At 63.3% G+C, this 15,785-nt stretch carries 15 protein-coding genes and 1 pseudogene; 13 read left to right on the forward strand and 3 right to left on the reverse strand.

What is annotated here, in order from left to right; genetic code table 11:
• Window positions 1-80: 80 nt before the first annotated feature.
• The 3 genes from HZZ13_RS33030 to HZZ13_RS33040 all read right to left on the reverse strand — a co-directional run bounded on the left by HZZ13_RS33030 (window position 81) and on the right by HZZ13_RS33040 (window position 2,964).
• Window positions 81-314 carry a 4Fe-4S dicluster domain-containing protein gene (locus HZZ13_RS33030; RefSeq protein WP_135168233.1) on the reverse strand — a complete coding sequence of 78 codons (234 nt, stop codon included), beginning with the start codon at window positions 312-314 and terminating at the stop codon, window positions 81-83.
• A 31-nt stretch (window positions 315-345) separates the two neighbouring features.
• Window positions 346-2,088 (reverse strand): fumarate reductase/succinate dehydrogenase flavoprotein subunit, encoded by a 1,743-nt coding sequence (locus HZZ13_RS33035; protein ID WP_197963629.1) that lies wholly within the window; start codon window positions 2,086-2,088, stop codon window positions 346-348.
• Window positions 2,089-2,190: 102 nt separating this feature from the next.
• A complete protein-coding gene (locus tag HZZ13_RS33040) occupies window positions 2,191-2,964 on the reverse strand; it encodes a ferredoxin--NADP reductase (RefSeq protein ID WP_197963630.1) in 774 nt (257 codons plus the stop codon).
• A 205-nt stretch (window positions 2,965-3,169) separates the two neighbouring features.
• Between HZZ13_RS33040 and HZZ13_RS33045 the strand changes: the two genes are divergently transcribed.
• The 13 genes and pseudogenes from HZZ13_RS33045 (at window position 3,170) to HZZ13_RS33105 (ending at window position 15,779) form a co-directional block, all read left to right on the forward strand.
• Window positions 3,170-3,475: a gamma-butyrobetaine hydroxylase-like domain-containing protein gene (locus tag HZZ13_RS33045; RefSeq protein ID WP_197963631.1), complete on the forward strand. Its 306-nt coding sequence runs from the start codon at window positions 3,170-3,172 to the stop codon at window positions 3,473-3,475.
• 229 nt (window positions 3,476-3,704) lie between these two features.
• Entirely contained in the window at window positions 3,705-4,478 is a 774-nt protein-coding gene (locus HZZ13_RS33050; protein ID WP_197963632.1) for a Crp/Fnr family transcriptional regulator, read from the forward strand.
• Between the two features lie 182 nt (window positions 4,479-4,660).
• Window positions 4,661-6,082 (forward strand): ABC transporter substrate-binding protein, encoded by a 1,422-nt coding sequence (locus HZZ13_RS33055; protein WP_197963633.1) that lies wholly within the window; start codon window positions 4,661-4,663, stop codon window positions 6,080-6,082.
• Between the two features lie 38 nt (window positions 6,083-6,120).
• Entirely contained in the window at window positions 6,121-6,990 is an 870-nt protein-coding gene (locus tag HZZ13_RS33060) for an ABC transporter permease (RefSeq protein WP_197963665.1), read from the forward strand.
• Window positions 6,975-7,859 (forward strand): ABC transporter ATP-binding protein, encoded by an 885-nt coding sequence (locus HZZ13_RS33065; protein WP_376707091.1) that lies wholly within the window; start codon window positions 6,975-6,977, stop codon window positions 7,857-7,859. Before HZZ13_RS33060 ends, HZZ13_RS33065 begins: the two co-directional genes overlap by 16 nt.
• 533 nt (window positions 7,860-8,392) lie before the next feature.
• Window positions 8,393-8,677, forward strand: a pseudogene (locus tag HZZ13_RS33070) (nitrilotriacetate monooxygenase); the annotation flags it as partial.
• A gap of 623 nt (window positions 8,678-9,300) precedes the next feature.
• Window positions 9,301-10,077, forward strand: a complete 777-nt coding sequence (locus tag HZZ13_RS33075; protein ID WP_197963635.1) for an IclR family transcriptional regulator — start codon at window positions 9,301-9,303, stop codon at window positions 10,075-10,077.
• A complete protein-coding gene (locus tag HZZ13_RS33080) occupies window positions 10,074-10,949 on the forward strand; it encodes an ABC transporter permease (RefSeq protein WP_197963636.1) in 876 nt (291 codons plus the stop codon). The genes HZZ13_RS33075 and HZZ13_RS33080 overlap by 4 nt, the downstream gene beginning before the upstream one ends.
• A gap of 8 nt (window positions 10,950-10,957) precedes the next feature.
• Window positions 10,958-11,824 carry an ABC transporter permease gene (locus HZZ13_RS33085; protein WP_210349573.1) on the forward strand — a complete coding sequence of 289 codons (867 nt, stop codon included), beginning with the start codon at window positions 10,958-10,960 and terminating at the stop codon, window positions 11,822-11,824.
• A gap of 28 nt (window positions 11,825-11,852) precedes the next feature.
• On the forward strand, window positions 11,853-12,917 hold the full coding sequence (locus HZZ13_RS33090; RefSeq protein ID WP_197963638.1) for an ABC transporter substrate-binding protein: 1,065 nt from the start codon (window positions 11,853-11,855) through the stop codon (window positions 12,915-12,917).
• Window positions 12,914-13,984: an ABC transporter ATP-binding protein gene (locus HZZ13_RS33095; RefSeq protein ID WP_197963639.1), complete on the forward strand. Its 1,071-nt coding sequence runs from the start codon at window positions 12,914-12,916 to the stop codon at window positions 13,982-13,984. Before HZZ13_RS33090 ends, HZZ13_RS33095 begins: the two co-directional genes overlap by 4 nt.
• 5 nt (window positions 13,985-13,989) lie before the next feature.
• On the forward strand, window positions 13,990-14,676 hold the full coding sequence (locus HZZ13_RS33100) for an AroM family protein (RefSeq protein WP_197963640.1): 687 nt from the start codon (window positions 13,990-13,992) through the stop codon (window positions 14,674-14,676).
• Window positions 14,673-15,779: an S-methyl thiohydantoin desulfurase family protein gene (locus tag HZZ13_RS33105; RefSeq protein ID WP_197963641.1), complete on the forward strand. Its 1,107-nt coding sequence runs from the start codon at window positions 14,673-14,675 to the stop codon at window positions 15,777-15,779. The genes HZZ13_RS33100 and HZZ13_RS33105 overlap by 4 nt, the downstream gene beginning before the upstream one ends.
• Window positions 15,780-15,785 lie beyond the last annotated feature (6 nt).

Raw genomic sequence — 15,785 nt, forward strand, 5'->3', positions numbered from 1 at the left:
GCGCTCGGCGGGGTCGGCGGCCTGAAGCCGCTCATCGGCGTCCTCGAGATCGTCGTAGGATTCGAACGGGCTCGACATGATCACCTCAACAGATAGGGAATGTTGACGGTAACCGCGCCGGTCGGGCAATCCGCTTCACAGGGCATGCAGTACCAGCACTCGTCATAGGCCATGTAGGCCTTGTTCGTCATGTCGCTGATGCGGAGCACGTCGAGCGGGCAGACGTCGACGCAGACGGTGCACCCTTTGTCGGCGATGCATTTGGCGTCGTCGACGATCACCGGAACCGATGTCTGATAGGACGCGAGAGGCATTTGCTGTCTCCTGTTGCTGTGTTCTGGTGGATCAGGCGGAGGCGCGGATCCGCTGCTTGTCGTAGAGGTCCTTCTCGTCGTCGGTGATCGGCACGACGTAAGGTTCGACCGCGCGCTTCTCGCTTGTCATCTTGCCGTCGCGCTTACTCAGCAGCGTGTGGCAGAACCAGTTCTCGTTGTCCTTCTCCGGGAAATCCGTGCGCCAGTGATAGAGTCCCCAGCGGCTCTCCTCGCGGTAGAGCGAGGCGTGGGCTGCCATGTCGGCACAATCCATGATCGACTGCACTTCGAGTGCGCGGAGCAATTCATGCGCGTTGCGCGCGATCATGCGCTCCTGCATGTCCTCGCGCGCCTCGGCGAGACGGCGCATGCCGAGCTCGTATTTGCGCGTGACCTTTGGCGGCTGGAGATAGTCGTTGACGAGGCGACGCGTTTTGTACTCGATCTGGTTCGGCGGAATGCCGTCCTCGCGTGCGGTCGGCGCCATCACGCGGTCGCGCTCGATGGCGACGTCGGCCGCGTCGAATTCCGCAAAATCGTGGCTGTCGGCGAACTCCATCGCGTCGATGCCGGCGACCGAACCGTTGGTGAAGGCGCCGAGCATGTAGTTGTGCGGCACGCTCGCCATGTCGCCGGCCGCGTAGAGGCCGGGCACGGTGGTGCGCGCGTTGTCGTCGACGAACACGCCGGAAGCGCTGTGACCGGAGCAGAAGCCGATCTCGGAGATGTGCATCTCGATGGACTCGCTGCGATAGTTGACGCCCCGCCCCTGCTGGAACAGGCCGCGCGTCGGACGCTCCACCTTGTGCAGCGTCGACTCGATCTCGGAGATGGTGTCGGGATGCAGATGCTTGAGCTGGAGGAACACCGGGCCCTTACCGGACAGCAGCTCGTTGTAGAACTCCAGCATCATCTGGCCGGACCAATAGTCGCATTCGATGAAGCGCGAGCCTTCGTTGTTCGCCGTATAGGCGCCGAAGGGACCTGCGACATAGGCGCAGGCCGGGCCATTATAGTCCTTGATCAGCGGGTTGATCTGGAAGCATTCGAGGTTCGCGAGCGCGGCACCGGCGTGATAGGCCATGGCATAGCCGTCGCCTGAATTGGCGGCGTTCTCATAGGTGCCGAACATGTAGCCGGAGGTCGGCAGGCCCAGGCGGCCGGCGGCGCCCATGCAAAGGATTACGGCCTTGGCCTTGATCACCAGCATCTCGGCGGTGCGGGTATTGACGGAGATCGCGCCGGCGATGCGGCCATCACTGGACTTCAGCAGACGCGTCGCCATGTAGCGATTGGATATCAGGATGCGGGCGCGGCGGAGCTGGCGATAGAGCGCCTTCTTCACGGTCTCGCCGTTCGGCATCGGCAGCACATAGGTGCCGATGTGGTGCACTTTCTTGACGGCGTAGTCGCCGTTCTCGTTCTTCAGGAAGCGGATGCCGAAGCTGTCGAGCTCCTCGATGATCTCAAAGCAATTTTGAGCGTATTTATAGACCGCCTTCTGATCGACGATACCATCGTTCGCGATGGTGATTTCCTTGGTGTACTGCTCCGGCGTTGCATAGCCGGGGATGACGGCGTTGTTGAGCCCGTCCATGCCCATCGAGATCGCGCCGGAGCGCTTGACGTTGGCCTTTTCGAGCAGGACGACATTGGCCTTCGGGTTCTTCAGCTTCGCCTTCAGTGCTGCCATCGGGCCGGCCGTGCCGCCGCCGATCACCAGCACATCGCAGGAAACCTCCGAAAGTCCGTCGACGATCTGATCTAGTGCCATCACCTGCTCCTGGTTCGCCGATCCCCGGCGCCTTTGCATCAGATTTGTTCAGAGGGCGTCCCGGCGATAGCAATTAGTTGTCGCCGCGATGCGATTTGCGCCTCAGCGTTCGACGAAGGCCTTCTCGATGACGAAATGGCCGGGCTGGCTGTGATTGCCCTCGACAAAGCCGCGTGCGGAGAACATCGCGTGCAGTTCCTCCAGCATCGCAGGACTCCCGCACAGCATGATGCGGTCGGTCTCGATATTGAGGCCGTCCTGCCCGATATCGTCGAACAGCTGGTTGGAGGCGATCAGGTCGGTGATGCGGCCGCGGTTGCGGAACGGCTCGCGGGTGACGGTCGGGTAGTAGACGAGCTTGTCGCGGATCAAGGGGCCGAAGAACTCGTGATTGCGCAGGCCTTCGACGACATGTTCGCCATAGGCGAGTTCCGAGACCTGGCGGCAGCCATGAGCGAGCACGATGGTCTCGTAATTCTCATAGACGTCGGGGTCCTTGATCAGGCTCGCAAAGGGTGCGAGTCCCGTGCCGGTCGAGAGCAACAGCAGGCGTTTTCCGGAAATGAGGTTGCCAGTGATCAGCGTGCCCGTCGCCTTGCGGCCGACCAGGATGATGTCGCCTTCCCTGATCTTCTGGAGGCGCGAGGTCAGCGGGCCGTCCGGCACCTTGATCGAGAAGAACTCGAGCGCCTCCTCATGATTGGCGCTGGCCATGCTGTAGGCACGCATCAAAGGCTTGCCTTCGACCTCCAGCCCGATCATCGCGAACTGGCCGTTCTGGAAGCGGAATCCGGGATCGCGCGTCGCGGTGAAGCTGAACAGGGAGTCGGTCCAGTGCCTGACCGACAAAACCGTTTCCTTCTGAAATGCGCTCATGATCTCTCCTTGTCGATGACGCCCACGGTTTCGGAGAGAAGAGAGTCCAGCAATTCGGAAGTGAAATTCCCGGTCGATTAGTTTCACATTTCGCGGGTGATGATCGAAGAGGAGGCAGTGAAGATCAGTGCCACGCGTTCGCGCCGGCAATTAGTTGCTATTCGCTCGCGCCCGCGCCGACGTAGAGAGAAGTCGGAGGTTCATCATGACCATAACCGCATTGGCGGCACCGACCATCGCCGACTATGAAGCCAGCGTCGATCTGGCCTCGCTTCTCGTCCGCACCACGCAGGATGATGCGTTGAGCGTCCCGGCCGAAACACTCCGCCTCTCCTGCAAATGCGCCCACTGCACCCGCGCCCGTTTCGACGGCCGCTTCCCGGAAGCGTTTCCGGGAATTGCGATCACCGAGATCGGCGATCTCGGCTACGGGCTGAACATCGCGTTTTCGGACGGGCATAACAGGGGGATTTACCCGAAGACGTATCTGCTTAGTTTGGCGGGGCGCTGACCCGGTATTCGATGTCATGCCCCGGCTTGACCGGGGCATCCAGTACGCCGCGGCCTTTCCGTAACCCATTGCTGTCTCTGGAATACTGGATCGCCCGGTCAAGCCTGGTCAAGCCGGGCGGTGACAGCGGAGAAATGGCGAGGCCGTGCTACAAGCGAACCGCGAGCCCCCATCTGGCACGGACATTGCTCCGCTTTAGGGAACGATTTGAACGTTCCGGAGGCAGGTGATGTTGCAGGCGGCCAATGCGGTTCGCGGGGCTGTTCCCCCGGCAGTCCGGCCTGCGAGCAGTTCCTCGCTGCTGCTCACCGAGAACCAGCAATGGATCGGCGGTCCACCACCGTTGATGGACAAGCTCTCACCGCGCGAGCGGGAGTTGGTGCTGAAGCAGGGCCGGCGAAAAGTGCTCAACCGCGGCCAAACGCTGTTCAGCCAGGGCGGCAAGCATGACGGCATCTGGCTGATCGAGAGCGGCCGCATCCGAGTGTTCTACACCTCTCCACTCGGGCGCGAGATCACGCTCGCCTACTGGCATGTCGGCAATTTCGTCGGCGGGCCGGAGGTGTTCGAGGGCACCGTGCATCAATGGTCCGGCGTTGCGTCCAGTAATTGCAGCGTGGTGCACCTGCCCGGAAAGGAACTGCGGTCGCTTGCCGCAGAGATCCCCAACCTCGCGATCGGCCTGATCGAAGGCCTGACCTTCAAGGGCAAATGCTATTCGGCGCTGGCGCAGATGCTGGGAACGCGCTCGATCACGCAACGCCTCGCGCATCTGCTCTTGCACCTCGTCGAGCTCTACGGCGTCGAGGACGCCGACGGCACCGTGATCGCGGCGGCCTTCACCCACGCCGACATCGCCCACATGGTCGGCGCCACCAGGCAATGGGTCACGATCAGCCTGAAGCGGATGCAGGAGAAGGGAATCGTCCTGACCAAGCGCTCTCAGATCGTGGTCTGCCGGACCGACGTGCTGGAGGAGATGCGCGGCCAGGCCTCGGATTGAAAGGGAGCCGCGACCATGGCCGGTGCACAGGCAAGCGGCTTTATAGTGCAGGACTGCCCAAGGAGTATGCAATCAGCTTTTCCCGGCAACTAATCGACTGCGGCGGTCACTCCGGATTTGCCCTGCCGGTGCCCTCCCCCAATCATGGCAACCACAGCACATCCAACCGAATGAGGATGAGAATGGTCCGCCATCTTCCCACGCTCTCGATCGCGATGTCAGTGACGTCGCTGGCGCTTCTAACCGCGCAGCCGACTTCGGCGGAAACCGTCACCCTCGGCATCGGAACGCAGGACACCACGACCAACACGGTGACCGCGGGCGTCGTCATCCGCCAGTTGCATCTGCTCGAAAGATACCTACCGAAGGACGGCAAATACGCCAACATCAAGTTCGAGCTGGAGTGGCAGAATTTCACCTCCGGTCCGCCCGTCACCAACGCGATGATGGCGAACAAGCTGCAGATCGGCATGATGGGCGACTATCCGCTGATCGTGAACGGCTTCACCTTCGAGAGCAATCCGGAGAGCAAGAGCCGCCTGATCGGCGTCGCCGCCTACAGCCTCTCCGGCTCCGGCAATGGCCTCGTCGTACACAAGGACTCGCCCTACTACGATCTCGCCGATCTCAAGGGCAAGCTCGTCAGCGTTCCCTTCGGCTCCGCCGCGCACGGCATGGTGCTGAAGGCGATGCAGGATCGCGGCTATGCATCCGATTTCTTCCAGCTCGTGAGCCAGAGCCCTGAAGTCGGTTCAACCAACCTGCAGGAGAAGAAGATCGATGCTCATGCCGACTTCGTCCCCTTCGCCGAGCTGCTGCCGTTCCGCGGCTTCGCGCGAAAGATCTTTGACGGCGTCGAGACGAACTTGCCGACCTTCCACGGTATCGTCGTCCGCACCGACTTTGCCGAGAAATATCCGGAGGTCGTCGTTGCCTATTTCAAGGCGGTAATCGCCGCTAACCAGTGGCTGCGCGATGATCCGAAGCTGGCCGCGGAAAAGATCCAGGAATGGACCGGCATCAGCAAGGAAGTCGTCTACATCTTCCTTGGCCCCAGCGGCAACATGATCACCGATCCCACGGTCAAGCCGGCGCTGATCGATGCGGCCGCAACCGACGTCAAGGTGCTGCAGAATCTCGGCCGCATGAAGGAGTTCGATCCGAAGAAGTGGGTCGACGACAGCTACATCCGCAAGGCCTATGCCGAGATGAAGCTCGACTACGACACGCAGCTTGCGAGCACCAAGAACTACGAGATCACGGGTGAAGACGCTTTCTGCAAGAAGCCGATCGCAGATCCGCGCAAGGCCGGCGAGGTCTGGGTCGATGAGGCCGGCATCATGCCTTTCTCGTCCGCCAGCTGCACGCTCGGCGCCTATGCCGACTTCAAGGCCAAGGGCAAGAAGATCAACGTCGCATATGTCTTCGACACCACCCGCGGCATCAAGCTGTTCGCCGACCAGGCCTTCTTCGCGGTCGGCAATGGCGATGTCGCCCCGTTCCTGCTGAAGAAGGACGCCGAAGCCTATGCGGCCAAGATCAGCGGCAAGGTTCTGGGCTTCGACGATGCCGTGAAATCGGCCGTCACCGGAGGCAAGACGTGAGCAGCAGTCCCGCCATCCTGCGCCATCAGGAGGATGCCATGCCGGCAGCCGCAGCCGTCACCGAGTCCATGTCCGCGCCCGTCACGGCACCCACCGCGCCGCCCTCATTTGGCGCCCCAGCAGGGCGCTGGTATCGGCTCAACCAGAACAGGTTGCGCGCAACCGCCATTGGCGTGATCTCGCTCGCCGCCTTCCTTCTCGTCTGGCATCTGCTCACGACCTATCGCGTCGTGTTCTTCGTGCGCTTCACCAACGTGCCCTCGCCGCTGGCAGTCTATGCGAGCTTCACCAAGGCGATCCACGATCCCAAATTTCTGCTGCACATCCTTTTGAGCTGCCGGCGCATCTTCATCGGCTTCTCGCTGGCGGCCATCGTCGGCGTGCCGCTCGGGCTGATCATGGGCCGCTTCAAGCTGGTCCATGAGGCGGTGTTCCCGGTTGCGGAAGTGCTGCGGCCGATTCCGGCGATCGCCTGGGTGCCGATGGCGATCATGCTGTGGCCGACTAACGAGCAGAGCATCGTCTTCATCACCTTCCTCGGCTCGTTCTTCCCGATCCTGGTCAACACACTGCACGGCATGTCGCTGGTCGATCCCGTGCTGGTGCGCGCGGCGCAATGCCTGGGGGCGCGCGAGCGCTCGATCTTCCGGGAGGTGTACTTTCCGGCCTCGCTTCCACACATCTTCACTGGCCTCACCATCGGCATGGGAGTCGCGTGGGTGTCGCTGATCGCGGCCGAGATGATCTCCGGGCAATACGGCATCGGCTACTTCACCTGGGAGGCCTATTCGCTGGTCCAATATGCCGATATTGCGCTCGGTATGATCGCGATCGGCGTGCTCGGCCTCGGATCGAGCCTGCTGATCCGCGGCGCCGGACAGTTGGTGATGCCATGGAGGGCGAAATGAGCGCGATGGCGACGGCCACCCCGCAGGGGCATATCGAGGTCGAGAACTTTTCGCTGAGCTACGAGACCATCGACGGCTTGGTCGATGCCGTCACCAACACGCATATTCATGTCAAGCCGGGCGAGTTCGTCTCGATCGTCGGGCCCTCCGGCTGCGGCAAGTCGACCTTCCTGAATGCGGTGGCGGGGTTTCTCAAGCCGACCACCGGCACCATCACGGTCGACGGCGAGCGCGTCAGCGGCCCCAGCGCCGAGCGCGGCATGGTGTTCCAGCAATATTCGCTGTTTCCCTGGAAGACGGTGCGGGAGAATGTTGAGTTCGGCCTGAAGATGCGCGGCATGCCGCGCTCGCAGCGCGAGCGCGCCGCGCGTACGTTGCTTGGGCTCGCGGGCCTCGAGGCCTTCGAGAAGCATTATCCGGAAAAACTCTCCGGCGGCATGAAGCAACGCGTCGGCATCGTGCGTGCGCTCGCGACCGGACCGAAGGTGCTGCTGCTGGACGAACCCTTCGGCGCGCTGGACGCGCAGACCCGGGTGATCATGCAACAGATCCTCACCAACATGTGGCAGCGGCTGAAGATCTCGGTCTTGTTCGTCACCCACGACATCGACGAGGCGATCTTCCTCTCCGACCGCGTGTACTGCATGACCGCGCGGCCCGGTTCGATTAAGGCGGAGATCCCGATTCCGCTGGAGCGGCCGCGCCAGCAATCGGTGATGATGTCCTCGGAGTTTCTGGCGCTGCGCCGCGGGCTGATGTCCCTGATCCGCGAGGAGAGTCTGAAGGCGATGGGCGGCGAGATCAACGATTTGGGCATGCAGGGATTAAACATCGAGCTGCACGGCCATTCGCTGGTCGAGGTACTTTAGGCGAGAGCACCCTTAACCTGTCGCTCTTGCGCAAGGAGATAGAATCGCATTGCAGGTGAGCCCAGGAAAGGATTCCTGGGACATCAACTACGCTAACCGCGAAGCTCCTCATTGCAACCGATAGTCACCTCTCAGAGGCTTGACCCTCGTCTCGCGGCGAAAGCAATTTGCGTCTTCCGCTCCCGCTAGGAGCGTCAGCTAGCATAAGATTGTAGGTTGGCGCAGGAAATCCTGGGCAAGAAGCAGCGGCGGACTCGCTTATACTCACTTCCCTTGCTCGCTGATGGCATTTCTGAAGAGTCGATGGCTATAACGCGGTCGCCTAGTGCATCGCCACAAGGGCTACGCTTGCTCGGGTGACGATCTCCTTCCATGACGTAGAGACTGCTAGAACGGCTGACGATAGCCGCCGGCCCATCAGGATCGGCCAGGAGCGGATTTGGGTCCAGCCTCGGCTGGATCAATCATCCCGATCGTGTGGTAGGTGCGGCCGAAATAGATCAGATTGTCGGTGCAGCCCGATCTTTGCAGCGACGCTGCGCGACCTCTACAATCTCACCGCCGCCGCTCGCGGCCATTGGGTGCTGTGCGGCTCGGCCGAGCGCATCGCCGATACTCTCCAGCTCTGGTTCGAGGAGCGTGCCGCCGACGGTTTCAACGTGATGCCGCCCTATTTCCACAAAGGCTTCGAGGACTTTGTCGAGCTCGTGGTGCCGGTCTTGCAGGAGCGTGGGCTGTTCCGCAGCGACTATGAGGGCACGACATTGCGCGATCATCTCGGCCTCGCGCGGCCGGCCAATCCGTTCTTCACGGCTTAGAGCACCCCGGCAGTTCGCAGTGCATGCAACTCGCCGCGTGTCGCTGGCGGCTGCGGTGGCCGCGCGACGTCGCATGACAGGCGTCCAAGCAGTTTCAGACCGGCCTTTAGCCGCACGGTTGCCCGTCCTCCAGCGGACAATCACCTCAACAGCAATTGCGGCCGTCATCGCCATTCCGCTCGGGATCCTGCTCGGCTCGTCCGAAAAGGTCTACGGCTCGGCCAGCGCGTGTTCGAGGCCCAGCATCTCTTCGACATGCCCGCAATGTATGCTCTTCGCCGCGGGCGCGCTGGGCTATTCCCTGAACCTCATGTTCCTCGTGATCGACCGGCGATTCGTTCACTGGGCCGGACGCCGATCCCCAGAGGCGGCCATCAATTGTCGCAGGCCGAGGTGACGCTCGCCCGCGAATGGATCGGCAAGGTCGCCGCAATAGCTGCCTGACTCCGAGAACAGGGCGCACCGCCACACCCGGTGCGCCCTTCGCCATCCCTGCAAGCGACCTTCCGCTGCATCTGAGCAATCGGGCGCCACCTGCCGGAAATTTCCGCTTGCCCGCTTCCGCGTCGGCCTTAGAATTTGGGACATGGTTCCGAAATATGGAACCGCGTGGACCGACCTTCATGAGCGCTCTCACCAACGCGATCGAGATCCTGCGCTGCTTCTCCAGCGCGCGACCCGATCTGTCTTTTGCGGACGTGATGGCGTTGACAGGCAAGCCGAAGAGCTCGACCTCGCGGCTTCTGCGTTCCTTGCGCGATTGCGGCCTGCTCGAGCAGGATCCGCACACCCGCCGCTACCGCCCCGGCCTGCTCACCTTCGAGCTCGGCCGGCTGCACCGCGCCCATGACGATCTCATCAGCATGGCCGAGCGCGAGCTGCGCGAGGTCTGCGCGCGCACCGGACACACCGGCTACATCGCCGTGCTCGACGGCTACGAACAGGTCGTGCTCAGGATCGTTCCGGGCTCGAATCCCTTGCGCGTCGTCAATCCGCCGGGCCAGCGCACGCCGGCGCTCGCGACCTCAAACGGCCGCGCCATGCTCGCGCGCCTCTCGGATGAGGAGATTCGCGCGCGCGTGCCGGCGACCTATCCCAGGCTGCCGCGCAACTCGCCACAAAACTTCAAACAACTGACGGCGCGCCTCGACGAGATCCGCCGCACCGGCATTTCGGAAGCCGCCGACGAATCCATCGAAGGAGTCGGCTCGCAAGGCTTTGCGCTCAAGAGTGGCGAGACCGGCGAGTTGATCGGCATCGCGGTGTCCTATTCAGTGCAGGCGACCACTGCCGCCGAGCGCGCCAATGTCCGTCGCGAGCTGGCGGCGATGGCGGCAAAGCTGCGGCGGATGACCGGCGATCCACTTAATCAAGATGCCGCGCAGACGGGGACGCGATGAGCAGCGCTTCGACAACCCGCCCCAACGGTGTTGCGCTCTTCATTCTACCGAGCGCATTGCTGTTCGCCCTGTTCTTCTTCCTGCCGATCGGCCTGATGGCGCTAATGAGCGCATTGACCGGCAATCCGGTGGTGATGCCGAAGGTGGCGTTCACCACGCGGCACTACGCTCGTATCGTCAACGACCCCTATTATCTGGAAGTGATCTGGACCACGATCCGGATCGGGCTCGTGACCACGCTGGTTGCACTCGCAATCGGCTATCCGCTGGCGCACTGGATGGCGCGCATCAAGAGCCGCACCGGGCATGCGCTGCTGCTGATGGCCGTGCTGGCGCCGATGCTGACCGGCATCGTGGTGCGCACCTTCGCCTGGATGACGCTGCTCTCAGACAAGGGCGTGATCAATCAGACCCTCATGTCGCTCGGCCTTATCGCTCAACCGTTGAAACTCATGTACACAGAGACCGGCATCGTGATCGGCCTTGTCCACATCTACGTCCCGTTCATGGTGCTGACGCTGACCGGCGTGATCGGCCGCATCGACGAACGGCTGGAGCAGGCCGCGGAAAATCTCGGCGCGAGTCCCTTGCGCGCCTTTCTCGAGGTGACGTTGCCGCTCAGCCTGCCCGGCATTCTCGCCGGATCGCTGCTGGTCTTCGCGCTCGCGATCAGCGCCTATGTCACGCCGATCCTGCTCGGTGGCTTCCAGATCATGACGCTGCCGATCCTGATCTACCAGCAGATCTCGGCAAACTTCAACGTCGGCTTCGCCGCTGCGCTCGGCATCGTGCTGCTCGTGATCTCGCTCATGCTCGTCATCGCCTATAACCGCGCGCTCGGCCTCGTCTCCGGCCAGCGCGAATTGCAGTGAGGTCGGAGATGCAAACCGCGGCCTCGAACAGCGCAGCGCTCGCAGCAAGCCGGCAGGCAGCATCCGCACGGGCGGCTGCAGCCGCATGGCCTTACGGCCGCACCCTCTATCTCGTCCTCAACATCGCCATCCTGGTCTTCCTACTGGCGCCCATCGCGATCGTCGCGGTCTTCGCGCTGAACCCGACGCCGTTCATCCAGTTTCCGCCGGTCGGCGTGTCCTTGCGCTGGTTCGAAAAATTCTTCGCTTCGCGCGACTTCATGCACGCGCTCGGCTTCAGCCTCGAAGTCGCCGTGCTCACCACCGTGTCCGCAACTATGCTGGGCGCCTGCGCGGCGCTGGCGCTCGCGCGCGGCAACCTGCCGGGCACCCGGCTTATCGTCGCAACGATGCTTTCGCCCCTGATGCTGCCGGCGATCCTCACCGGCCTTGCGCTGTTCCAGACCTATGTGCTGCTCGACGTCGGGCGGCCGACCTGGGGCCTCGTTGGCGGCCACACGCTGGTGACGCTGCCTTACGTGGTGCGCACCACCCTCGCCGTGCTGCATAATTTCGACACGCGCCTGGAAGAAGCCGCGCGCAATCTCGGCGCCAGTCCCTTGCGCACTTTCTTCGAGGTGACTCTGCCGCTGATCAAGCCCGGTGTGATCGCAGGCGCGATCTTCGCTTTCATCGTCTCGTTCGACCAGTTCCCGGTGTCGCTGTTCCTGGTTAGCCCGGGCAACGAGACGCTGCCGGTCACGCTGTTCAACTATCTCAAGTTCGATCTCGACGGCACCATCGGCGCCGCCTCGGTGGTCTCGATCGTGCTCGCCTTTGTCGTCGTCATCGGGCTCGATCGCACGGTCGGCCTGCGCTCCTACGTCAAATTGTAACCGCTCATTCCAACGAAGGAATCGACACATGATGAAAGCTCTGGGATCGTCACGGCTCAGCCGCCGCCGCTTTCTGACCGCGGGCGCCTCGCTCGGCATCGGCACCATCGCCGCGCCTTACGTCGCGCGCGCCGAAGATCCGACGCTGCGCATCACCGGCTGGGGCGGCAAGTGGGGCGAGATCATGAAGGCCGAGATCGGCCCCGCCTTCGAGAGCGAGTTCAAGTGCAAGCTCCAGACCGACTCTGCCTTTCCATACTTGCCGAAACTCCAGGCGAGCTCGCGCTCGGCGCCGATCTACGACGTGCTGCACACCAACTCCAACGAGCAGTGGGCAGCCGCCGAGATGGGTCTTGTCGAGCCGAAGATCGATCCTAAGCTGGTGCCGAACCTCGCCGACGTCTATCCCTACGCGGTCAGCGAGAAGATCGTCGGCGTCTCGATCTTCACGAGCGCGATCGGCCTCGGTATGCGCACCGACAAAGGCTACGGCAACGTCACGTCCTGGAAGGAGCTGTGGGACACTAAATACAACGGCGTGCGTGGCGGCTATGTCATTCCGGTCAACAGTCTCGGCCAGGCCTTCCTGATGATGTGCGGCACGCTGTTTGGCAAGGGCCAGACCGATCTCGATGCCGCCTATGCGGCGCTCGAGAAGCTGAAGCCGATCAAGATCGTCGATTTCACCGGCGCGATGGAGAAGATGCTGCTGTCCGGCGAAGTCGGCCTGTGCGTCATCCACGATTCCGGCATCTATCGCTACGACGGCCAGAACCAGCCGATCGATTTCGTCGCGCCGAGCGAAGGCGTCTTGTCGCTGGAGCAGGTCCTGACCATCACGCCCGGCAGCAAGATGAAGGAGCTCGCCAACGCCTACGTCAACTACATGCTTCGGCCGGAGGTGCAGAAGCGCCTGGCTGAAACGGTCTGGTATTCGCCGGCCAACAAGAAGGTGAAGCTCGATGCCAAGTACGATGCCAAGCTGCTCACCACGCCCGAGAAGGTCTCGAAGCTGATCCAGGTCGATTGGAAGTGGTACAACGAGCGCAAGGACGAGATCGACCAGCGCGTCAACCGGATCTTCCGCGCATGAGCGCGTCAATCGAGATCGCCGGCGTCAGCAAGGTCTATGACGGCGGCATCCGCGCGGTGGACGCGGTCGCGATGGACATCCGGCAGGGCGAGTTCTTCTCCCTGCTCGGTCCGTCCGGCTGCGGCAAGACCACGACGCTGCGCATGATCGCCGGCTTCGAGACGCCGAGCGCTGGCGCGATCCGTGTCGACGGTGCCGACATCACCCACGTGCCCGCGCACAAACGCGACATGGGCATGGTGTTCCAGAACTACGCACTGTTCCCGCATCGCACCGTCGCTGAAAACGTCGCCTTTGGCCTGCGCATGCGCGGGCTGGACAAGGCGAGCATCGCCGCGAATGTGAAGGCGGCGCTCGCCATGGTGGAGCTGTCCGGGCTGGAAGATCGCCGCCCTGCGCAGCTCTCCGGCGGCCAGCAGCAGCGCGTCGCGCTTGCCCGCGCCATCGTGATCGCGCCGCGCGTCCTACTCTGCGACGAGCCGCTCGGGGCGCTCGACAAGAAGCTGCGCCAACAGATGCAATTCGAGCTCAAGCAGCTCCAGAAGAAGCTCGGCCTCACTCTCGTCTTTGTCACCCACGACCAGGAAGAGGCGCTGGCAATGTCCGACCGGATCGCCGTGATGAATGGCGGCCGGGTCGAGCAGGTCGGCACGCCCAGCGAGATCTACAACCAGCCGACCACGCGCTTCGTCGCCGACTTCATCGGCGACACCAACATCTTTCGAGGCGAACGCATCGGGCCGAACCTCAGCGTCGGCAAGGACCTGATCCTGGCGCTGCCGCCAGCCGAGACGCAGGGCACCGGCATTCTCTCGGTGGCGCTGCGCCCGGAAAAGATCCGGCTCTCGCCACGCATCGACGTGGCCATCGCAGCCGGCAGCTCCGCGCATGGCACCGTCGAGAATACCAACTTCCTTGGCGGCGCCGTGCTCTATCGCATCACGCTCGATAGCGGCCATCGCGTGCTCGTGCAGCAGCCCAATGCAGGCACGGGCCGCCTATTCGTTCCCGGCGACGCCGTCACGCTTGAATGGACGCCGGCCGATCTCGTCGTCTTGAAGGACTAGACCAGATGAACATGCCATTGAAACACCAGCGCATCGGGGTGGTCGTGATCGGCCAGAGCCCGCGCCCCACCGTCGCTGCCGAGATCGCCGCCGTGCTGTCGCCGGGCATCCAGATCGAGCTGCGCGGCGCGCTCGACGGCATGAGCCGCGCCGAGATCGACGCGATCCCGCCGATGGACGGCTACGACACGCTGTTCACGCTGCTGCCGAACGGCGACGCGGTCACCATCAGCAAGAAGGAGGTGGAGCGGCGCGCGAGCCAGCAGATCACCCGCTTCAAGCACGAGGGCGTCGGCGTGACGCTGATGGCGTGCACCGGCAAATTCCCAAATCTCGCGGCCGACGGCCTCGTCATCCTGCCCTCGGCCATCCTGCACAACCTCGTCGAGGCCGTGCTGCCAAAGGGACGGCTCGGCGTGTTCTCGCCGCTGCCCGAACAGACCGCGCTGATCGACAAGAAATGGCAGCGCGAGGGCGTCGAGGTCGTCGGCATCACGCTGCGTCCCGGCTCAAGCGACACCACAGTGGACGAAGCCGCGCGCACGATGGCGGACCTCGAGCCGGATCTCGTGGTGATGGACTGCATCAGCTACACCAGCGCCAACAAGGCGCGCGTGCGCACCGCCTATCCCGGCCCCGTGATCCTCGGCATTGCCGCGGCCGCCCGCATCGTCGAGGAGCTGGTATCGTGAGCAAGGCAGAGTTGAAGACGATCAGCCTCGAGGAGATCGAGGCGCTCGCGGTCGGCGCCTGGATCCTCGGCACCGGCGGCGGCGGCAGCCCCTATCTCGGCCTGCTCAACCTGCGCCGGCTCTATGCCGAGGGCCACCGCGTACAATTGATGTCGCCGCTCGACCTCGACGACGAGGACTGGGTCGCGGTGGTCTCCAACATGGGCGCGCCCCTGGTCGGGCAGGAGCGCCTCGCCGACAGCCGCAACATCGCGCGCGCCGTGCGCATGCAGGAGGAGATCAACAACGTCAAGTTCCGCGCCGTGATGTCGGTCGAGATCGGCGGCGGCAACGGCGTTCAGGCCCTGATGGCGGCCGCCCATCTCGGCATTCCCGTCGTCGATGCCGACTGCATGGGCCGCGCGTTCCCGGAGGCACAGATGACGTCGGTCGCAATCGGTGACCTGCGTCCCTATCCCTGCACGCTCTACGATCCCCGCGGAATCGAAGCCGTCGTGACCAAGGTGCCCACCTGGAAATGGATGGAGCGGGCAAGCCGCAAGATCTGCGTCGAGATGGGCTCGATCGCCTCCACCAGCAAGGCGCCGCGCACGGGGCGCGAGGTCAAGGACTGGGGCATCCATTTCACCACGACGAAGGCGATCCGCATCGGCCGCGCCGTGCAGGAGGCCAACCGCCGTCACGAGGACCCGATCGCCGCACTGCTCGCGACCGAAGGCGGCCAAAAACTGTTCACCGGCAAGATCGTCGACGTCGCTCGGCGCACCACGGAAGGGTTCTTGCGCGGCACAGCCATGGTCGACGGCAGCGACGCCGACCGCGATACCAAGCTCAAGCTCTCGTTCCAGAACGAATGGATCGTGGCCTGGCGTGACGAGGAGGCGATCGCGACCTCGCCCGATTTGATCTGCGTGCTCGACAGCGTCAACGGCCACGGCATCGGCACCGAGACCATCCGCTACGGCCAGCGCGTCACCGTCGTCGCTCTGCCTGCGCCGCCGGTGCTGACGAGCCCGCGCGGCCTCGAATTCGTCGGTCCGCGCGCTTTCGGCTACGACCTCGACTTCCATTCCCTCTTCTCGCCCGCAGCGGCCGGAGCTTAAGACCCC

The sequence above is a fragment of the Bradyrhizobium agreste genome, from assembly GCF_016031625.1.
GTDB lineage: Bacteria > Pseudomonadota > Alphaproteobacteria > Rhizobiales > Xanthobacteraceae > Bradyrhizobium > Bradyrhizobium agreste.